The 20,480-nt window shown below is 64.6% G+C and carries 19 protein-coding genes and 1 pseudogene; 4 read left to right on the top strand and 16 right to left on the bottom strand.

The features are described from left to right. Positions 1-89: 89 nt before the first annotated feature. Positions 90-872: a sulfite exporter TauE/SafE family protein gene (locus tag N2605_RS11160; protein ID WP_036005848.1), complete on the top strand. Its 783-nt coding sequence runs from the start codon at positions 90-92 to the stop codon at positions 870-872. A gap of 168 nt (positions 873-1,040) precedes the next feature. On the opposite strand, the gene N2605_RS11155 is transcribed toward N2605_RS11160, so the two are convergent. Genes N2605_RS11155 through N2605_RS11135 form a run of 5 tightly spaced genes read right to left on the bottom strand, consistent with a single transcriptional unit; the run spans position 1,041 to position 5,449 of the window. Continuing rightward, on the bottom strand, positions 1,041-1,799 hold the full coding sequence (locus tag N2605_RS11155) for an amino acid ABC transporter ATP-binding protein (RefSeq protein ID WP_311735368.1): 759 nt from the start codon (positions 1,797-1,799) through the stop codon (positions 1,041-1,043). Positions 1,800-1,836: 37 nt separating this feature from the next. Further along, complete coding sequence (locus tag N2605_RS11150; protein ID WP_260346568.1) at positions 1,837-2,532, bottom strand: amino acid ABC transporter permease; 696 nt, start codon at positions 2,530-2,532, stop codon at positions 1,837-1,839. After that, positions 2,529-3,323 (bottom strand): amino acid ABC transporter permease, encoded by a 795-nt coding sequence (locus N2605_RS11145; RefSeq protein ID WP_109144378.1) that lies wholly within the window; start codon positions 3,321-3,323, stop codon positions 2,529-2,531. Before N2605_RS11145 ends, N2605_RS11150 begins: the two co-directional genes overlap by 4 nt. Positions 3,324-3,372: 49 nt before the next feature. Then, positions 3,373-4,266, bottom strand: a complete 894-nt coding sequence (locus N2605_RS11140; RefSeq protein ID WP_036023221.1) for an amino acid ABC transporter substrate-binding protein — start codon at positions 4,264-4,266, stop codon at positions 3,373-3,375. A gap of 22 nt (positions 4,267-4,288) precedes the next feature. Further along, positions 4,289-5,449, bottom strand: coding sequence for an aminotransferase class V-fold PLP-dependent enzyme (locus tag N2605_RS11135; protein WP_260346567.1), 1,161 nt, complete (start codon positions 5,447-5,449; stop codon positions 4,289-4,291). A gap of 170 nt (positions 5,450-5,619) precedes the next feature. On the opposite strand from N2605_RS11135, the gene N2605_RS11130 reads away from it, so the two are divergent. Next, positions 5,620-6,420 (top strand): IclR family transcriptional regulator, encoded by an 801-nt coding sequence (locus tag N2605_RS11130; RefSeq protein WP_260346566.1) that lies wholly within the window; start codon positions 5,620-5,622, stop codon positions 6,418-6,420. Between the two features lie 66 nt (positions 6,421-6,486). Here the strand turns inward: N2605_RS11130 and N2605_RS11125 are convergent, their stop codons facing one another. Beyond that, positions 6,487-6,681, bottom strand: a complete 195-nt coding sequence (locus N2605_RS11125; RefSeq protein ID WP_225111727.1) for a hypothetical protein — start codon at positions 6,679-6,681, stop codon at positions 6,487-6,489. 164 nt (positions 6,682-6,845) lie between these two features. Further along, the gene (locus N2605_RS11120) at positions 6,846-7,730 is read right to left on the bottom strand and encodes a DUF1259 domain-containing protein (RefSeq protein WP_260346565.1); all 885 of its coding nucleotides are present in this window, start codon (positions 7,728-7,730) and stop codon (positions 6,846-6,848) included. Positions 7,731-8,177: 447 nt separating this feature from the next. On the opposite strand from N2605_RS11120, the gene N2605_RS11115 reads away from it, so the two are divergent. Then, entirely contained in the window at positions 8,178-9,257 is a 1,080-nt protein-coding gene (locus N2605_RS11115) for a Cj0069 family protein (RefSeq protein ID WP_260346564.1), read from the top strand. 131 nt (positions 9,258-9,388) lie between these two features. After that, positions 9,389-9,796, top strand: coding sequence for a GFA family protein (locus N2605_RS11110; RefSeq protein WP_225127207.1), 408 nt, complete (start codon positions 9,389-9,391; stop codon positions 9,794-9,796). Positions 9,797-10,032: 236 nt separating this feature from the next. On the opposite strand, the gene N2605_RS11105 is transcribed toward N2605_RS11110, so the two are convergent. From N2605_RS11105 to N2605_RS11065, 9 genes and pseudogenes are all read right to left on the bottom strand, one after another. Beyond that, positions 10,033-10,512 carry a DUF411 domain-containing protein gene (locus N2605_RS11105; protein WP_036005872.1) on the bottom strand — a complete coding sequence of 160 codons (480 nt, stop codon included), beginning with the start codon at positions 10,510-10,512 and terminating at the stop codon, positions 10,033-10,035. A 61-nt stretch (positions 10,513-10,573) separates the two neighbouring features. Continuing rightward, on the bottom strand, positions 10,574-13,765 hold the full coding sequence (locus N2605_RS11100; RefSeq protein ID WP_225127209.1) for an efflux RND transporter permease subunit: 3,192 nt from the start codon (positions 13,763-13,765) through the stop codon (positions 10,574-10,576). Beyond that, positions 13,762-15,183, bottom strand: coding sequence for an efflux RND transporter periplasmic adaptor subunit (locus N2605_RS11095; protein WP_225171825.1), 1,422 nt, complete (start codon positions 15,181-15,183; stop codon positions 13,762-13,764). The genes N2605_RS11100 and N2605_RS11095 overlap by 4 nt, the downstream gene beginning before the upstream one ends. A gap of 80 nt (positions 15,184-15,263) precedes the next feature. Further along, positions 15,264-15,656, bottom strand: a complete 393-nt coding sequence (locus N2605_RS11090; protein WP_225171824.1) for a FixH family protein — start codon at positions 15,654-15,656, stop codon at positions 15,264-15,266. Positions 15,657-15,749: 93 nt separating this feature from the next. Further along, the gene (locus N2605_RS11085; protein ID WP_306469147.1) at positions 15,750-16,211 is read right to left on the bottom strand and encodes a hypothetical protein; all 462 of its coding nucleotides are present in this window, start codon (positions 16,209-16,211) and stop codon (positions 15,750-15,752) included. A 53-nt stretch (positions 16,212-16,264) separates the two neighbouring features. Further along, positions 16,265-17,451, bottom strand: a pseudogene (locus tag N2605_RS11080) (MFS transporter). Between the two features lie 60 nt (positions 17,452-17,511). Beyond that, positions 17,512-18,687, bottom strand: coding sequence for an MFS transporter (locus tag N2605_RS11075; RefSeq protein WP_425248854.1), 1,176 nt, complete (start codon positions 18,685-18,687; stop codon positions 17,512-17,514). Further along, entirely contained in the window at positions 18,684-20,045 is a 1,362-nt protein-coding gene (locus N2605_RS11070) for an NAD(P)-binding domain-containing protein (RefSeq protein ID WP_225171823.1), read from the bottom strand. The genes N2605_RS11075 and N2605_RS11070 overlap by 4 nt, the downstream gene beginning before the upstream one ends. A gap of 48 nt (positions 20,046-20,093) precedes the next feature. After that, on the bottom strand, positions 20,094-20,411 hold the full coding sequence (locus N2605_RS11065; protein ID WP_260347437.1) for an ArsR/SmtB family transcription factor: 318 nt from the start codon (positions 20,409-20,411) through the stop codon (positions 20,094-20,096). Between the last annotated feature and the right edge of the window lie 69 nt (positions 20,412-20,480).

Genomic DNA, 20,480 nt, shown 5'->3' with positions numbered 1-20,480 from the left:
CAGGGGCATACTGGCATCATCGAGAGTTGATCACACCCGCACGGAGCCGTCCGTCGCGGGTGTTGTCTTTGGCGCATCTTTCCGTGTCCATGCGAAACAATCCTGCCGCGTTCGGCTCGGGCACAATCATCGGCACTCTGGGCGGCTTGATCGGTCTCGGCGGTGCAGAATTTCGGCTGCCCCTGCTCATCAGCCTGTTCGGATTTCGCGGCCTCGAGGCCGTGATTCTGAACAAGGCGACGAGCCTGATCGTGGTGGCGAGCGCACTGCCGTTTCGCGCACGCGCCGTTCCGTTCGCGGAGATACATGCCCATTGGCCGATCATCCTGAACCTGCTGGCGGGCAGCCTCGTCGGCGCCTATGCGGGGGCATCCTGGGCGACGCGTCTGGAGTCCGGGACGCTCTACAGGATCATTGCCGTCCTGCTGCTCCTGATCGCCGGCATGCTTCTGTTCGCACATGGCAACGAGGCGGCAACCCCACCGGCGCTGACAGGCGTGAGCCTGATCGTCGCGGGCATAGCAGCGGGCTTTGCGATCGGGATCGTGGCATCGTTGCTCGGCGTCGCCGGAGGGGAATTCCTGATCCCCACCCTGATCTTGTTGTTCGGCGCGGACGTGAAGCTCGCGGGCAGCCTCTCGCTCGCGGTGAGCCTGCCGACCATGCTGGTGGGATTTGCGCGCTATAGTCGCGACCAGAGCTTTTCGGTGCTCCGCGCGAATTGGCAGTTCATGCTTGCAATGGCCATCGGGTCGGTCGTCGGGACATTCATAGGCGGCCTGCTTCTCGGCGTCGTCCCGAATTCGATTCTTCTGCCGGGATTGGCCGTGATCCTGGTCATTTCGGCGGTGAGAATCTGGCGGCATGAGTAGGCTGGTTCGAAACAATGCCGCAACCGGCGATGCGCCCTCGATCGGTTCGCAGATCGAGACGGATCGCTAGAGCATGATCCGGAAAAGTGTGAAGCGGTTTTCCGAAAAGATCATGCTTCAAACAATAACCTAAAGCGCGATGACGATTCATCCTAATCGCATCGCGCTTTAATGGATGATCTGGCCGAGGAAATCCCTCGCCCGCTCCGTCCTCGGCGCGCGGAAGAAGGTTTCGGGATCGGCTTCCTCGACGATCGAGCCGCGATCCATGAACACCACCCGGTCCGCGATCTCGCGGGCAAAGCCCATCTCGTGCGTGACGCAGACCATGGTCATGCCGTCTTTCGCGAGCTCCACAATGGTGTCGAGCACCTCCTTGACCATCTCCGGGTCGAGCGCCGAGGTCGGCTCGTCGAACAGCATGATCTTCGGCTGCATGCACAGCGCCCGCGCGATGGCGACGCGCTGCTGCTGGCCGCCGGAGAGCTGCCCCGGATATTTGTTCGCCTGGTCGTGAATGCGCACCTTGCGGAGCAGACTGATCGCGCGCTCATGCGCATCAGTGCGGGACAGGCCCCGCACCTTCATCGGCGCCAGCATGCAGTTCTCGACGACGGAGAGGTGCGGAAACAGGTTGAAGCTTTGGAACACCATGCCGACCTCGCGACGTATGCCGTTGACGTCGGTCATCCGGTCCGACAGCTCGATGCCGTCGACGACGATGCGCCCCGCATCGTGCTTTTCGATGTGGTTGATGCAGCGGATCAAGGTCGACTTGCCCGAGCCGGAGGGGCCGCACAGCACGATCTTCTCGCCGACCGCGACCGTGAGATTGACGTCGTTCAGGGCCGTGAAATGGCCGAACCGCTTCACCAAATTTTCAACGGTGACGATGGACGCCCGATTCCCCTCAGCGAACTCAAGCATTTTTCCTCTCCAAAGACTGGGATGACCGTGCGCAGCGCTAGCGGCGTAGTCCCGCGATCGCATATCGCTTGCGCAAGGACGCCACGCATTGCGATGCCGCCGAACTGATCGCGAGGTAGACCACCGCAATGACCAGATACATCTCGACCAGACGGCCATTGAGCTGCGCCAGCTTCGAGGCTGCGCCAAGCAGATCGGTGAGCGAGAGCACGTAGACCAGCGAGGTATCCTGGAACAGGATGATGGTCTGGCTCAGGATGATCGGGCTGGCGGCGCGGAGCACCTGCGGCAGGATCACGGAGCGATAGGTGTCGAAGGTGGAGAGTGCGAGCGCCTGACAGGCCTCGAACTGTCCCCGGTTCACGGCGCGCAATCCGACGCGGATGATCTCCGAATAATAGGCGGCCTCGAACAGGCCGAAGGTGATGAAGGCGGTCCAGGTGGCGCCGATCGGGACCGGTCGCCCGCTTCCGCCGAAATGACCGAGCACGATCGGCACCAGGAAGAAGAACCAGAACAGGACCAGGATCAGCGGGATCGAGCGCATCAGGGCGACATAGCCGCGCACGAGCTTGCCGAGCACGGGCACTTCGAAGTGCTGCACGAGGGCCAGGCAGGTGCCGAGGACCAGGCCGACCACGAAAGCAACGGCGGTCAGCGCCAGCGAAAACAGCAGGCCCGACCAGAGGTAAGGCCACGCCTGAAGCACAACGGAGAAATCGAGGCTGGTCACTTCACGACCTCCATCGCGTCAGGCAGGGCATCAATCGGTTGGATGGCGTGCGTCGCGCCCGGCTTGACAGCATCGTCCGCAGGGCTCGTGCCCGGAATGCGCACGGCCCTGTCGATCAGCGCCATCCCCTGATAGGCGATGAGCGCCAGCGCGAGGTAGACAAGCGTCGCGGCGCCGAAAGCGGTGAAGGTCTGGAACGTCGCTTCGCTGATCTGGCGGGCCTGCGCCGTCAGCTCCATCAGCCCGATGGTGAGCGCGACCGAGGTGTTCTTGTAGATGCCCATCACCTCGCTGGTCAGGCTCGGGATGATCAGGCGCAGCGCCTGCGGAACGATGACATGGCGATAGGTCGGATAGCCGCCGAGCCCGAGCGCGCTTGCCGCTTCGACCTGACCTTTCGGCAGGGCCTCGATCCCGGCACGCACCTGTTCGGCGATCCGGGCGGCGGTGTAGAGACCGAGGCACACCAGCGCCGGAAAGAACGATCCCCAGGGCGGCGGAATCTGCTTGATGGCGTTCCCGAGCGAGGCGGGAAGAATCTCCGGCAGGACGAAGTACCAGAGAAACATCTGCACCAGCACGGGGATGTTGCGGAATATCTCCACATAGAGGCGGGCAAGCGCCGCGACGGCCCGGTTCTGCACGGTGCGGCCGATGCCGACGACTACTCCGACCGCGAAGGCAATCCACCAGCCGAAGAACGCCAGCGCGAGGGTCCAGCCGAGGCCCGAGACGAGCCAGTCGATATAGCGCTGGCCGTCTGCGGTCTGTTCAAGAAGCACTGCAAACATGGCGAACCTCGGGGCTCGGTTTGCGGGACACTCTCCGCCGACCTCGCAATTAGTCCACCGCGTCGCTGGGACGCGCGATCCGTTCCGTGAGCTCGACCGTCAGCGGAAACGCCAGGTTCTCATTCTTGGGCGGAATTGGCCTGGTGAACCATTTGGCGTAGGTCTTTTCGAACTGGCCCGACGCCATCTGCTTCGACAGAACGTCGTCGACCAGCGCCTTGAAGCCGGTATCGCCCTTCGTGAACATCAGGCCATAATAGATCTTGGCGTAACCCTCGGGGAGAAATATCAGCGCATCCGGCTTCGGAGCTGCGGCCTTGAGGCCGGCGAGCAGAATGTCGTCCTCCATGAACGCGGCCGCGCGGCCGGTGTTCAGCATCAGGAAGGATTCGGCATGGTCCTTTGCCTGGACGATGTTGAAGCCGAGCTGCTCCTTCGCATTCACGCCTTGCGCGAAGCCGACGGCATTCGAGCCCTGGGTGACGACGATGGTTTTGCCCTTGAGATCGCCGGCCGTCTTCAGGCCGCTGTCCGCTTTGACCAGCCAGCGCGGCTGACTGACGAAGGTGGCGACGGAAAACGAGACCTGCTCCTGCCGCTTCCTGTCGTTGGCCGTGCCGCCGCACTCGATGTCGACGGTGCCGCTCTGGATCAGCGGGATGCGATTGGACGAGTTCACCGGAACGTAATTGACTTTGAGATTGGGTAAGGCGGTCTCCGCCTTGATGCGCTCGACGATGGCCGCGCAGAGGTCGAGCGAGAACCCGATCGGCTTCTGGTCGGGACCGAGATAGGAGAACGGGATCGAGGCCTCGCGATGACCGATGGTGATGGCGCCGTTCGACTTGATCCTGGCCAGCGTGGGGCTGTCGGCGGCAGAAGCGGCGCTGCCGAGGCCGCCAATGACCGACAGAATGCTCAAGACACATGCAAACTTCGTCATGTACGTCTCCTTGCTGGACAGCCTATGCGGCTCTCGATGATGGCTTCACGCCGCGCCGCTGGATGACCTCGATCAGGCGGTCGACGTCGGCAATCGTGTTGAACATCCCGAACGACACGCGAATGCCGTCTCGCTCCGGCGACACGCGGACGTTATTCTCCTCGAAATGGCCGAGCCATTCGGCCGCGGGCAGCGCAATGACGTAGATGTGCGGCGCGCGATGCTGCCGCGCGCGAGGGCCGACCAGGCGAACGCCCAGCACATCGAGCCGGGCGATGAGATGATCGCCGAGATCGAAACAATGGTTCTGGATGTTCTCGACGCCCAGCGCTTCGATCATGTCGAGCGAGGCATCGAGGGCATGGATCGCCGGAAGATTGAAATTGCCGAGCTCGAAGCGGCGCGCGCTCGGGGCCGGATCGAGCCTGTCAGGCCGGGCGATCAGATCGGCCGGGACTTCAGCGAGGCTCGCGGCCGCAAGATAGGTCGGCTCGAGCTCAGCCCTCGACTTGTCCCAATAGAGCAGGCCCAGCCCTTGCGGCACGAGCAGCCCCTTATGGCTGCCCGAACCGATGAAGGTCGCGCGCATGGCTTTCGCATCGATTGGCACGACACCGATCGCCTGCATCACGTCGACGACGAAATGGAGCCCCTTCTCCGCGCAGAGGGCGCCGACGCTTTCGATGTCGAAACGATGGCCGGCATGGAATGTCACCTGCGAGATCGAGATCGCCCTCGTGCTCGCATCGATGTAGGGACGAAGACTGTCGGCGTTCACGATCTCCGTCATCGGCACGAATGCGACGGTCACACCCTTGCGCCGCAGATTGAGGAACGCGTAGGCGTTGTTCGGATGATCGCCGTGGATCATCAGGACCTTGTCACCGGCGCGCAGCGGCAGCGCATTCGCGGCGATGTTCATGCTTTCCGAGGTGTTCTTGGTGAAGGCGATCCCGTCGCCCGATACGCCGAGAAACCGCGCCAGCTTTTCGCGCGTCTGCTCGACGCGATCGAGCCAGACGCTCTTCGGGCCGGCGGTCTCGAGACCTTCGCTCAGAAAACGATCGATCGCCGCTTTGACGGGGCGCGCAAGCGGCGTCTGGAAGCCGGAATCGAGATAGGTGATCCGCTCGGCAGCCGGAAACTCCCTCCGCACGGCATCGACGTCGTAATGGCCTGACATCCCGATCTCCTGAAGCACTTCCCCGGTGGCTCGCACTGCACAAATCCTGTTCACCACCGAGCAGCGCCAACGATATGGGCACGACACAAAAGTGCCTATAGAAATTTTCATATTCCAGTATATTTCATTCCGAAAAATGATAATTTGTACTTCGGGTGGAGACTGGCGAAATGCAGCAGCCGAGTACCGACGGGCCATTGGGCCGCGCCTTCGCGATCATTGGCTATGTCGCCAGCCAGACCAGAGCAGCCTCGGTCGCGGACATCGCCGCTGCGCTGTCCCTGCCGCTGCCGACTGCGCATCGGCTCATCGGAAATCTGGAGCAGCGCGGGCTGCTTCAGAAAGCCGTGGGAACGAAGCGGTACGTGGTCGGCAATCAAATGGTCACGCTGTCGGCCCGCGTCATCGGCGCAGCTTTCCGTACCGCCCGCCGGCACGCGGTGCTCCGCGCCGTCGCCGCCGAAATCGGCGAGCAATGCGAGATCGGCGTCGTGCGGGACAACGTCGTTGCTTACGTCGACAGCGTCCGCGTATCGCAACCTCAAGGCCTGCAATTCAATCCCGGCGAAGCGGCCCCGCTCCACTGCACGTCGACCGGCAAGATCTACATGAGCCGGCTGCCGGAACGCGCGCGCGAGAAGCTGTGCCACGCGCTCACGCTGACGCGATACACCGAAACCACGATCGTGGACGTCGAGCACCTGATGAAGGTGCTCGATGAGACCCGCAAGCGCGGCTGGGCCAAGACCAATGAAGAATATGTGCGAGGCGTGGTCGGCTGTGCCGTTCCCATCCTCTCACCGGATCGCGAGCTGATCGCGTGCCTGGGTGTGTCTGTTCCCGTGGCACGGGTGAGCTTCACCGAGCTGGATCGGTTCATAGCTCCCCTGCAGAAGGCCGCTGCGCTGCTATCGGAGACGATCCTCGCGGACAACGAGGACGGCGTAAGCGAAGCCGTGTCGGCAAGCTGATGCTGCTCGAACGTCGTCCACAGTCACCGAGATTGTCCTCGCCCTGCAAGCCGGATCAGGCCTTGGTCAATATCTCGGGCGGTGCGACTTCGCCCACTCGCGGGCATGTGCGATGGGCTCTTGCGGCGGCAGGATGGCGCGCAGCTTCTGTATCGCCGGCTGGCTCTCCATGGGTCCCGCCATCGACAGAAGGCCGGAAATTTCGGACCCTGCCGGCGCTGTTCCTGCAGGAGCGTCGTCAAAATTCAGGCTCTCGGCCATGGCGTTTCCTCCCATCAGCACAGCCAGCATAGACGGCCAGGACGAGACCGGCCCGTGCCGACGCCCGCGACGCAAAGGCCAAAGCGGCGCGCATCGTCGGCTGCCCCAACACGTCAGACATTCAATCATTGAAACGCCTCACGGTGCATTTTCTGTGCCTTGGATCAGCTCTTGGTGCTGGCGGTCTTGTCGATCGCCGCGCGCAAGCCTTCAGCAAGCTTGATCGCGTCGTCATTGGCCCAGAAGTGCATGAAGAAGAGTCGCGGCTGTTCGTTCAGCATATGGCTGTGCAGCGCCGTCACCTCGATGCCATGCGTCCGCAGCGCCGCGATGACTGGATTCACCTCGTGGCTGGTCAGCACGAAATCGCCGGTGATGGCGGCCTTGCCGCCGCCGGTCGGCTGGAAATTGATGGCGGTCGCGACGCCCATTGGACCGACGGGGGTTAGCAGCATGCCGTTCTCCGTGATCGGGTCGCGCCGTTTCACATTGAACTGGTAGACGCCGCCATTGCCCTGCCCCTTGACGCCGATGATCTGATCGAGCTTTGCGGTGTCGAGATCGATAGAGGGCGGATTCCCGGCTGCGGCGACCGTCAGGGGCGTCTTGCTTTCGGCGAGCGCATCACGGATTGCCGACGCCAGCTTGATAGGGTCGCCGTGTCCGGCGACGTGCATGTAGAATGTCGCCGGGCTTGCGCGCAGCAGATGGTTGTGCACGGCAGTAATCTCGAGACCGCTCGTAATCATCTTCGCCATCACCGGATTGATCTCGGTCTCAAGCAGCACGAGGTCACCCATGACCATCGTTCCGCCATGCGCAGGCTTGAACGCCAGCCAGCCGCCAAGCGCCAGCGCCGGTTTGATCGTGACGCCATCCAACGTCACGGTGAGATCGGTGCGCGGGAAGCCGTAGCGATGGACATCGTCCGCAACGGTGGGCTTGCGGCCCAGCGTCTCATCGACCTTTTGCCAGTCGATGCTCTGCGCGTGAGCGTTCGTGATGAAGCAGGCAGCGACGCCGATCAGTGCCGAAACCGTCTTATGCATGGATCAGCTCCCTTGAGCTCTGGGTGTGTCCCTGCCCCAATCGGATAAGCGAGGCCGCTCCGGCCGTTCCGCCACACACAGCGGACTCGCCGCGGAGGCGCATGCCATGGCGGTTCGGATGCCGGCAAGCCGAGAGGGTCGTGGAATGGAGTTGCGGTGTGTGAACATGCTGCGCCCTTGGTGATCAGGACGCGATGCTTGGGCATGTCGCCTCGCGGGGAGATCGCACATCCCCGTCGCGCTGACTAAAAACCCGCAGGGCAGAACTGTCAACCGGCGCACGGCCGCGTCACGTCACGAAGAGTTCACCCTTTGAAGGAACCCGCCAGCCGCCATCTTGAAACGACGAGGCGGTTTCACATACATTGTCGGCGTGGGGACGATGCAGACTCCCCGTGAGACCCAGGTCCAAGCTCTGCGCAGCACGCAAATCCGTGGAGCTTGCGCATGGACACCGAACGTCACCCCTCTCCCCGCCAGACTATAGCCATCCTCTCGCGCGGCGACGCGGCCGCGCGGCGCGAGGCGATGGCGCAGAACAGCCGCTTCGTCCGCGTCTTCGAAGCGCTCGCCGCCGCGGGCATCGACGCCTTCCCAGTGATCTATGACGAGAGCTTTGCGGGCGCGGTCCGCGACCAATTGCTTGCAGCCGACGGCGTGCTGGTCTGGGTCGATCCGATCCACCAGGGCAAGACCCGCGCCGAGCTCGACGCCCTGCTGCGCGACGTCGCGGCGCAAGGGCCATGGGTGAGCGCGCATCCGGACATCATTCTGAAGATGGGCGTCAAGGAGGTGCTCTACCGGACACGGCATCTGGGCTGGGGCGCCGACACGCACCGCTATGACACCGCCATAAGCTTCCGCAGCCAGTTTCCGGCGCGCCTTCGTGCCAGCGGCCAGCGCGTGCTGAAGCAGAACCGCGGCAATGGCGGCCAGGGGGTCTGGAAGGTTGAGGCCCTGCCCGATACCGAAGGCATGGTTCGCGTGCTGCACGCGCAGCGCGGCAGCACGCCGGAGGACATGCCGATCGATGCGCTGCTCGCACGGTGCGAGCCCTATTTCGGTTGGGGCGGCTGCATCATCGACCAGGCGTTTCAACCGCGCCTGCCCGACGGCATGATCCGCTGCTACATGAGCGGCGCCAAAGTCGCAGGCTTCGGACACCAGAAGATCAAGGCGCTGATCCCGCCGCCGCCGGAGGGACCGGAGGCGCCTGAGGCGCAGCCCGGGCCGCGGATCATGCACGGGCCTGATGCTCCGCCATTCCAGGCGCTGCGAGGAGCGATGGAGGACGAATGGACGCCGCAGATGATGGCAACGCTCGGCATCGATGAGTCGTCATTGCCGGTGATCTGGGATGCGGACTTCCTGTACGGGCCGAAAGATGCGGCCGGCGCAGACACCTACGTGCTCTGCGAGATCAACGCGAGCTCGTGCTTTGCGATCCCCGAGGAGGCGCCGGCTGCGATCGCCCGGACGGTGAAGCAACGGCTGATGCGGACCGAACGTACACGGGCGCGAACTTAGCCTGGTCGCGCTCGTCGGAAATGGCAGCAGCTGTCAGGCGACAGTAGGACGCAATCTCGAATTGGTTGCGTTGTTGAAGCCAAAAGGCTCGAGAGCTATCGATCTGAATTCATCTTCGATCGGAGGAACGCATGAGCAAAATCACGGGCGGCTGTCACTGCGGTGCAATCCGCTACGAGGTCGAGGGCGAGGCGATCGTGCACGCGCTTTGCCACTGCCGCGATTGCCGGCTTCACGCCGGGGCTCCGCTCGTCGGCTGGACGATGTACCCCGAGGGCGCGGTCAAGGTGACCAAGGGCGAGCCGAAGGTTTACCGCTCCTCGGAACACGGGCGGCGGCACTTTTGCAGCGCGTGCGGAACCGGGCTGTTCTACGTCAATGCCAACATGCTGCCGGGGGTCATCGACATCCAGAGCGCGACCTACGACGACCCTGAGGTCGTGCCTGCCACGATGCAGATCCAGGTCGCCGAGCGCCTGCGCTGGATGGAGCATGCGCACGAACTGCCGGCCTTCGAGCGCTATCCGCCGCAGCCGTAGTGATGGCTAGGCGGAATGACCTTAGGTTGAATCGATTGCCACGGGCTCGGTGCAACCTCTCCCGCTTGCGGGAGAGGTCGGCGCGAAGCGCCGGGTGAGGGCTTTCTCCTCTTGGGGATTGTCCCATTGCGGAAGCACCTCTCCCCAACCCTCTCCCGCGAGCGGGAGAGGGAGCGCACCTCCGTCGTTGCGCGATCAGGGCTCATGTCATCGCACTCTAGCCTCGCGCAGCACTCTCAATCAATTTCCTGCGCGCCGATGAAGCGCATGAACGGCTTCTGACCGTCGGCACCGAACAGCACGACCTCGTAACGCTGCGGCTTGCCGCCTTCCATGCCCGGCGATCCGACCGGCATGCCCGGCACGGCTATTCCCTTCGCGTTTGGACGCTCCGCGAGGAGGCGTCGCACGGCCGCGGCCGGCACGTGCCCCTCGACGACATAACCGGCGACCTCTGCCGTGTGACACGCGACCAGGTTCGAGGGGACGCCGAGACGCGCCCGGATCGGCTCGAGGTCGGGAGTCTCCTCCACCTGGGCGGTAAATCCTGCGTCCCGCAGATGCTGCACCCAGCCGGCGCAGCAGCCGCAGCTCGGATCCCGGTGCACCGTGAGCGCGGCTGCGTCGGATGCTGCCGCGGCGGGCCTTGCAAAAGCTGCCGCGGCCATCAGCCCGACAAGGGACCGGCGGGTCATCAGATATGCGCGTTGCTTCATCTTCGGCTTCCTCTTCTGTCACTCCGTCGCCCTGACATATGATCGTGCGTCACGGCTCGCCTCATCCGGCCGGCTCCACGACGCGCAATCTGGCGCCGATCGGCTTGGGCATCTCAGCCGGTTGTTCTCTGTCCTCGCGCGTGGGCGGCAGGCGGACACCCTTCACCAACCCGAAGATCGCCGGGATCACGATCAGCGTCAGCAGCGTCGACGATATCATGCCGCCAATCATCGGCACCGCAATTCGTTGCATGATCTCCGACCCGGTTCCGGTGCTCCACATGATCGGCAGCAGGCCCGCCATGATGGCGACGACCGTCATCATCTTGGGACGGACGCGCTCGACCGCGCCCACCATGATCGCCTCGTGGAGATCCTGCCGGGTGAGGCCCCTGCCCTCGGCGCTGCACGTCGCCTTGATCTCGGCCAGTGCATGCTCGAGATAGATCAGCATCACGACGCCGGTCTCGGCGGCGACGCCGGCAAGCGCGATGAAGCCGACGGCGACGGCGACCGACATGTTGAAGCCGAGCCACCACATCATCCAGATGCCGCCGACCAGCGCGAAGGGCAGCGACAGCATCACGATCAGGGTTTCGGTCATGGCCCTGAAATTCAGGTACAGCAGCAGGAAAATGATCGTCAGCGTCACCGGCACCACGATCTTCAGGCGCGCCGCGGCGCGCTGGAGATATTCGTACTGACCGCTCCAGACCACGTAATATCCTGATGGGAACTGGATGCTGTCAGTCACGGCGCGTTGCGCATCGGCGACGTAGCTGCCGATGTCGCGATCGCGGATGTCGACGTAGACGTAGGTCGCGAGCTGGCCGTTCTCGGTCCGGATCGAGGTCGGCCCGCGCGCCGGCTCGACCTTCGCGACCTCGCCGAGCGGCACCGCGCCGCCTGCGGGCATCGGCACCAGGATATCGCTGGCGATCGCCTTGGGATTGTCGCGCAGGTCGCGCGGATAGCGCATGTTCACCGTGAACCGCTGCCGCCCCTCCACCGTCGTCGTGACGGTCTGGCCGCCGAGCGCCGCCGCGATGGTGTCCTGAACGTCCTGGATCAGGATGCCATAGCGGGCGAGCGCCTCGCGATCCGGGACGATCTCGAGATAGTAGCCGCCGATGCCGCGCTCGGCATAGGCCGATGAGGTGCCCGGCACCGTCTTGATCACCCGTTCGACCTGCTTCGCCAGCCGGTCGATCTCGACGAGGTCGGTGCCCATCACCTTGACGCCAACGGGGGTGCGGATGCCGGTGGACAGCATGTCGATGCGCGCCTTGATCGGCATGGTCCAGGCGTTGGAGACGCCCGGAAACTGCAGCGCCTTGTCCATCTCCGCGATCAGGCCGTCGATGGTGACGCCTTCCCGCCAAAGCTCCTTCGGCTTCAGACTGACCACCGTCTCGAACATCTCGGTCGGCGCCGGATCGGTCGCGGTCGCCGCCCGCCCCGCCTTGCCGTAGACCGATTCGACCTCCGGGAACGACTTGATGATGCGGTCCTGCGTCTGCATCAGCTCGGCCGCCTTGGTCACGGAGATGCCGGGCAGCGTCGTCGGCATGTAGAGCAGCGTGCCCTCGTTCAGCGTCGGCATGAACTCGGTGCCGAGCTGCCGCGCCGGCCAGATCGTAACGGCGAGCACGACCAGCGAAGCCAGGATCACCGGCGTCTTGGCACGCAGCACGCCCTTAATGACCGGGCGGTAGATAAAGATCAGGAAGCGGTTGATGACGTTTTTCCTCTCCGGCACGATCCTGCCGCGGACGAAGATCACCATCAGCGCCGGCACCAGCGTGACGGACAACAGGGCCGCGGCCGCCATCGCGAAGGTCTTCGTGAACGCCAGCGGGCTAAACAGCCGCCCCTCCTGCGATTCCAGCGTGAAGATCGGCATGAACGACACGGTGATGATGAGAAGGCTGAAGAACAGCGCCGGGCCGACTTCGGATGCCGCGTCGATCAGGATCTGGACACGCGACTGACCGGGCTCGGCGCGCTCAAGGTGCTTGTGCGCGTTCTCGATCATGACGATCGCGGCATCCACCATGGCGCCGATCGCGATCGCGATGCCGCCGAGGCTCATGATGTTGGATCCCAGGCCCAGCAGCTTCATGGCGCCGAACGCCATCAGCACGCCGACCGGCAGCATCAAGATCGCGACCAGCGCGCTGCGGACATGGAGCAGGAACACGATGCAGACGAGCGCGACGACGATACTCTCCTCGAACAGCGTGTGCTTGAGCGTGTCGATCGCCGAATAGATCAGGCCCGAGCGGTCGTAGACCGGGACGATCTCGACCGATTTCGGCAGGCTGCTCGCAATCTCCTTGAAACGCTTCCTGACGTTTTCGATGACGTCGAGCGCGTTGACGCCGAAGCGCTGCAGCACGATGCCGCTTGCGACCTCGCCCTCGCCGTTCAGCTCCGCAATGCCGCGCCGCTCGTCGGGTCCGAGCTCGACATTGGCGACGTCCCGCAGCAGCACCGGCGTGCCGTTGCTCGTTTTCAGGACGATGTTGCCGAGATCGTTGATGCTCTTGATGTAGCCCTTGCCACGAATGACGTATTCGAACTCCGACAGCTCGACCGTGCGGCCGCCGACGTCGGCATTGCTGGCACGGATCGCCTCCCGGATCTTCTGCATGCTGATGCCGCGGTCGCGCATGCGCTGCGGGTCGAGCACCACGTTGTACTGCTTGACGAAGCCGCCGATGCTGGCGACCTCGGCCACGCCTTCGGCCTTGGCGAGCGCGAATTTCAGATTCCAGTCCTGGATCGTGCGCGTGTCGGCGAGGTTCAATTCTTTCGACATCACGGCGTATTGGTAGACCCAGCCGACGCCGGTCGCATCGGGCCCGATGGTGGGGGTGACGCCGACGGGAAGCCGCGACGTGGCGCCGTTCAGGAACTCCATCACGCGCGAGCGCGCCCAATAGATGTCGGTGCCGTCCTCGAAGATCACGTAGACGAACGACACGCCGAAGAAGGAGAAGCCGCGCACCACCTTCGATTTCGGCACGGTCAGCATCGCCGTCGTCAAGGGATAGGTGACCTGGTCCTCGATCACCTGCGGCGCCTGGCCGGGATATTCGGTGTAGACGATGACCTGGGTGTCCGAGAGGTCGGGGATCGCATCCAGCGGGAGATGAAGCAGCGCGTAGAAGCCGGCGGCCGCCGCAAAGCCGGTCCCGAACAGCACCAGCAGCAGGTTGCGCGCCGACCAGGCGATGATGCGGGCGATCATTTGTGCTCTCCCGTCGCATGGCCGCCGTCGGCGGCTTGAGGCGCAGCCTCGGCAAAGCCTTTCAGCGCGGCCTTCAAATTGCTTTCCGCATCGATCAGGAAGTTGGCGGATGTGACCACCGCTTCGCCTTCGGCAAGGCCGTCGCGCACCTCGATAAAGCCGCCGCCGCGCCGGCCGAGCTTCACTTCCCGCGGCTCGAAGCGCCCGTCCCCCTTGTCGACGAGGACGGCCTGCCGCGTGCCGGTGTCGAGCACCGCGCTGTCCTGGATCGTCAGGACAAGCGCGCTATCGGCCGTGTCGACGTCGGCATCGACATACATGTCCGGCAGCAGCAACGCTTCGGGATTGGCGAGCTCGATGCGGACGCGAACCGTCCGGGTTTCGCGGTTCACCTGCGGATAGATCACCGCGATCTTGCCGGTGAAGCTTCGGCCGGGGAAGCTGCGCGCGCGCACCGCGACGGACTGCCCGACCGCGATGTTGCCGAGATCGCGCTCGGCGACGTCGACCAGCGCCCAGACCAGCGAGGTGTCGGCGATGCGGAACAGCACGTCGCCGGGATTGGCGCGCATGCCTTCGATCGCGTTGCGCTCGAGCACGATCCCGTCGCGCGGCGCCGACCAATGGATGGTGACGGGCGCGACACGCGTTCTCTCCATCTCGGCGATCACCCGCTCGGGGACGTCGAGATTGATCAGCCGTTGCCGCGAGCCGCGGCCGTAGATCTCGACCCCGCCGACGGTCTTGGAGGTGATGGTCGCAAGATAGTCGGCCGCCGCGGAGGCGACCGCCGAGCTGTAGATCTCCATCAGCGGCTGGCCCGCCTTGACGCGGGAGCCGGTGGTGACGTCCGCGATCTTCTGCACGAAGCTCTCGGCCCGCATCGCGATCACCGAGACGCGGCGCTCGTCTAGTTGGATCGTACCGGGCGCCTTGACCAGGACCTGGACCGATCGCCGCGCCACCGGCTCGGACTTCACGCCGCTGCGCTGGATCTTGCCGGGCGACAGTTTCACCGTGCCGTCATCGGCGTCGTCGCCTTCGTAGACGGGGATATAGTTCATCCCCATCGGGTCCTTCTTCGGCACCGGCGAGGTGTCGGGCAACCCCATCGGATTGCGGTAGTAGAGGATTTTTCGCGATGAAGCCGCCTGCGGTGGCTTCGGCTCTGCCTGAGCGGCCTTGTCGTCATCGTAGACCGGCAGATAGTCCCGCCCGCGGTCGTCCTTCTTCGGCCCGGCGGACCAAAGCGGCGCGCCGCTCGGATCGCGATAGTAGAGCGGAGTCCGGTCCGCTGGCGCCGCAGCCGGGGTCACCTCGGCATGGACCGACCAGCGCCCCTCGTTCGAGAACCAGTACGCGCCAAGGGCGAGGCCACTGCCGAGCGCGAGAGTCGTCAAGAGACGCAACGTCTTCATGGTTGTTTCGCGCGCTCGGAGCGCGCGTCCATGTGAATGGGAAAGAGAAGTTCGGGCACCGTCCGACGGCGCCCGAAAGCTCACTTGATCGCCTTGACGATGACCTTGCCGGTGACCGTCTCAGGCTCGCCCTGCACCTTCGCCGAGAGCGTGACCTGATAGCGGCCGGCCATCGGCAGGTCCGTCCTGAAGGCGTAGACGCCCGGCTCCTTGGAGGGCAGTGGCTCGACCGCCGATTCCATCTCGGCCATGCCGTCCGGAGCCATGTCGACGCGCGTCTTGAAGATGACGGCGTCGGGCACCGGCTTGCCGGTCTGCTTGTTGGTCAAGCGAACGGCGAGCGTGACGTCGTCGCCCTTCTTCATCTCGGGATTGACCGGCTCGAAGGCGTAATCGCCGGCACCCGCCAGAGCGACTGAAGCGGCGAGCGAAAGGGTGGCGGCAACAGCCGCAGTGCTGAACTTGGAAAGCATTGTCCTGTCCTCATGAATTGATCTCGACCGCGACGCTTGAATGCGCACATCAGTCATCGCCGCGCGGGGCGTGCCCGCGCGCGTCTTGAGAGATCAGATTCGAGGAGGCCGGAAGGGAGGACTGCCGCCGCGCGAGTCGACGACCTGATCGGCAGGAATAGCGGTTTCCGCTGCCGCGACGGCAAGGAATTCGAACGCCAGGGGACGAATGTCCGCCAGTGCGACGGTGCCGCCGACACAGCAGAAGCCCATCCCGCATTGGTAGCCGGTGTCGGAGCCCGTTCCCTTCATGTCGGGACAACAATCGTGCACCGACATATCGTCGTCGCCGCCGACCTGCATGGCCGCCTTCATGTCACCCGACGACATCGCGACGCCGGAAGCGGACGCGCCAGCCGGCAGCATCGCCAGGGAGATGGCGATGGCGAATGCCAGGATGGTCCGAACGATCCGCATGAAACGTGCTTTTAACCTTTTGGATACCTTTGGGAACCGCAACGTTGCCTGAGTACCATAGTCTGCGGCCGAATGCATTCTTTGATCAAAGTCAAGCATTCGTGACCGAGGCTCCGAGGCCTGTCAGGCCGACCGCCCGCATCCTGCCTCGCCTATTGCGACTTCGATACCAGCTCGCCGGACCGCGCCGTCCGCGACCATAGCAAGGCGAGCGGGCCGAGCGCGATCCCGGCCGCGAGCACGATGAAGGCCAGCAACCAGCCCTCTGCACTCTGGGGGCCGCCAGCGGCATCGAGGGCAACCCCGGTTCCCCAGGCTCCGATCGCCGATAGGCCGAACCCGACGGTCGAATGCAGGGCGAGAGTCGCCCCGCGATGCTCCGAGACAGCCGCGGCCGACATCCCGGCTGTCAATGCACCGGAATCCGCTGGCACTGTCAGGCCATAGATCATCAGCAGCAGCGCCAGCACCCATGCTGGAGCCGTCGCATTCAGGCCGATGACGAGGGCAACGCAAGCCGAGGCGATCATCACCACCGTGATCGCCCGATGTCGCCCGAATTTCAGTGCGGCCTCGTTGCCGAGGATGCTGGCCGGCATGGAGATCACTGCAAAGCAGAAGCTCATCAGGACCGGGCTCAGCCATGAGGGCGCACCCTGATGCGCGACGACGTAGGTCCAGAACCCGACCAGCCAGGTGCGAATGCCGTAGAGCTCGAAGCAGTGCGCGCCGTAGCCGAAGATGTAACCGAGCGCCTTGCGGTTGGCCAAGACGGGCGCAAAGTTCAAAAGGCGTCCTGATCTTGGAGCGGGACTGCGGCTCTCGATCAAGAGACACGCGACCACCATCGCGATGGGACCGATGCCGGTCACGTAGAACGCGGTCCGCCATCCCCAGCCGTCGGCGAGGACTTGGGCGATCAGGAACGACAGGCCGACGCCCACCGAGAAGCTCGACGTGTAGAGCGTGACCGCCCGCGAGGTGTCGCCGGCGGGCAGCCGGTCCGTCAGTGCCTTGAGCCCGGCATGTAGGCACCGGCAAAACCAAGGCCGGCGAGCGACCAGATGATGGTCCCCGACCAGAAGCCTTGCGCGAAGATGCCAAACGCGACGGTCGCAAGTCCGCTGACGACAGAGCCGCCGAGGAGCACGAGCCGTGCGTCGATGCGATCGGTCAGTGTCGTCAGCACGGGCACCGCCAGCATGTAGCCAAACGCGTAGCCGCTCGCCATCATCCCGCCTTCGGCGGCGGACAATCCCCACACCGGCATCAGATGCTGGGCCAAATTCGCGGACAACGTCACGTGCGGCAGCAGATTGCCGAGCTGGCCGATACACATCACCGCAATCAGCGGCCAGCCGCGCAAGCTACGAATGTTCCCCTCCCATCGGACAGCGACTCATGTCGTGTGATCCCCACGGAGCAGCAGAAGCGCGAAGAATGCAGAGACCGAGGCCAGCGCGCCGATCCAGAGCGCGCTGCTGCCGAGATGCTCCACCATCAGTCCCAGCGCAAGCGGCGCGAAGGCGCCCGTTGCCCTGGAAGGCAGCGAAATCATCCCGACCCGTCTGCCGAACCCGACCGGCCCAAACAGCGCCAACGGCAGCGTACCACGGGCAATGGTGATGATGCCGTTGCCCGCGCCATACAGCACCGTGAAGAGCGGTGCGAGCAAAGGGCCGCCCGCGACCAGCGCAAGCACCCCGATCGGATTCATGAGCATGGCGAGCCGCGCCGACAGCAGCGGATGAAACCGGCCAAGCCATCCTGCTTCCAGAAGGCGGGCGCCGACCTGTGCCGGTCCGACCAGTGCTCCCGCCAGCAACGCCTGTGCCGGCGTGGCGCCGAACGCAACCAGCATGGTTGGCAGGATGGCCGAGACTCCGGAGCTGACAAAACTTGCGGCCGCAAACATGTACGCCAGCAATATCATTGCGAAGGTTTCGCTCTGTCCGCCGGATTGCTGGCTTGCGCCCGTGCTCGGTCCAGCCTCCTGATGCAACGGAGCGGCACGGGGCAGCGCAAGGTTGAGCGGCAAGGCAAGGCCGATGTGGATCACCGCCCAAAGCTGGCAGGCCGCGCGCCAGCCGTACTCCGTGGCGAGCCATGTCGTGAGAGGCCAGCCGAGTGTGCTGGCGAAACCGGCGATCAGGGTGATGCCGGTGATCGTTCGTCGCGCATTGGCGCCGTAAATGCGCGCAAGCGTCGCGAACGCGGCCTCATAGAGGCCCATGCCCATGCCGATGCCGAGCAGGATCCAGGCTGCGATCAGCACCGCTACGCCATAGGCCACGGACAGCAGCAGCAAGCCCGCCGCGAAAACGAGGTTCGAGATGGCAAGCAGGCCGCGCCCACCGAACGTATCGATGGCGTGCCCAACGCGCGGACCAAGCAGGCCGGAGATGACGAGCGCTCCCGATAGCGCGCCGAACACGTAAGTCGGCGCAAGACCGAGATCGCCCGCGATCGGCGCTGCCAGGATGGCAGGAAGATAGTAGCTCGACGCCCACGCGATGGTCTGCGCGGTGCCGAGGGCGATGACGACGGTGAGCGGGCCTGCAGTGCCTCGACTCATGAGCAGCCGCACCCCGCACCGCCCGCCTTCTTGACGGATTCATCGGCGGCACAGCAGGCCGAAGGTTCGGCCTTGGCCGGACCGCCGCAGCATCCCGCCGCGGCGGCGGACGCCACGCTGCCGCGGGTGCAGACGCCGGTCTCCGGCAGCACGAGCTCGACCCGTGCCGCGGCCTTCTTGTCGCCGGCGATGTCGGCGGCGATCGATCGGACCTGCTCGTATCCCGTCATCATCAGGAAGGTCGGCGCACGTCCGTAGGATTTCATGCCGGCGAGATAAAAGCCCGGCTCATCATGCGCCAGCTCGCGCGCGCCGTGAGGCCGCACCGTTCCGCAGCTATGCTCGTTGGGGTCGATGAGCGGCGCGAGCGCGAGGGGCGCCTCGATCGCCGGATCGAGCCGCAGCCGCAGCTCGGACAGAAACGAGAGATCGGGCCGGAAGCCGGTCGACACCACCAGCTCATCCGCAATCACATTCCGCGCGGCCGAGCCGGCGCCTGCCGAAATCCTGAGGCGGCCTTCGATCTCCGAAATGTGAGTGACAGCGAAGCCGGTCTCGACCGCGATCTTTCCGGCAGTCACCAGCGCGGCGAAGGCTGACCCCAGCTCGCCGCGCGCGGCAAGCTTGTCGTTGCGGCCGCCGCCAAAGGCCTTTGCCGGATCGTCGCCGCGCAGCAGCCAAACGGGCCTGGTGCCGGGCGCCTCCTCGGCGAGCCGCGCGAGATCGATCAGCGTGCCCAGCGCGGAATGGCCGGCACCGAGCACGGCGACGGACTTGCCGGCGTATCTGCTGCGAGCGGAGCCTCGCACCGCCGGCATGCCATAGGCGATGCGGCCGGCGCACTCGCGTTCGCCGAGCGCCGGCAGACCGTTTCTGCCGGCGGGATTGGGCGAGAACCACGTGCCGGAGACGTCGATGACGGCATCGGCGTGCAGCGCCTCATCGCCTTTGCCGTTCTGATAGCGGATTTCGAACGGCGCCTGGTCCCGCCCCTTCGTCTTCGCCTTGTCGAAGCCGGCGCGGCTGATCGCCGTGACGCGGCTCGAGGTCCGGATCGTCTCGCGCAGCGGCGTTCGCGTTGCCAGCGGCGCGAGATAGCGCTCGATCAGTTCGCCGCCGGTCGGATAGGAGCTTGGATCCGGCGAATTCCATCCCGTCGGCGCAAGCAGGCGCGCCGCGGCCTTGTCGACGTTGTATTCCCACGGCGAGAAGAGCTGGACGTGCTGCCATTGCCGTACCGCATGCCCGGCCTCGGGTCCGGCTTCGAGCACGACAGGGGACATGCCGCGTTCGAGCACATGAGCGGCGGCCGCGAGGCCGACCGGCCCCGCCCCGATGATGGCTACCGTCTTGTCCATTCCGAACTCTCCATCCTTCTAGAATTATGGAATAACTGATCAAATGAGTCAGGCTGCGGTCTGCGCAGCCTTGCATCCCGCTTCTTCCGCACAGCACTCGGCGGCCAGGAAATCGACCAGCCCGCGCATGGCGTCGAAATTGGCGCGGCAGATCAGGGTGGTCGATTCCCTGATCTGACTGACCAATCCGACCGAGACCAGCGTCTTGATGTGGTGCGACAACGTCGAGGCCGGGATCTTCAGCTTGTCCTGCAAGCGGCCGACCGGCATGCCCTCGTGCCCGGCCCGGACCAGCGCGCGATAAATCTGCAGGCGGGTCCGATTCCCCAGGGCTTCCAGGCGTGCTGCTGCGTCGTCGATCTTCATGCGCGACATGATGCGCCCGTGCGCATCAATCGTCAAACCATATTTCTAGAATATTGGAAATTACCGCTC

The organism is Bradyrhizobium yuanmingense (genome assembly GCF_025200905.1).
Lineage (GTDB): Bacteria > Pseudomonadota > Alphaproteobacteria > Rhizobiales > Xanthobacteraceae > Bradyrhizobium > Bradyrhizobium yuanmingense.
The sequence above is the reverse complement of the archived record's forward strand: the minus strand, read 5'-3'. Positions and strand labels throughout refer to the sequence as shown.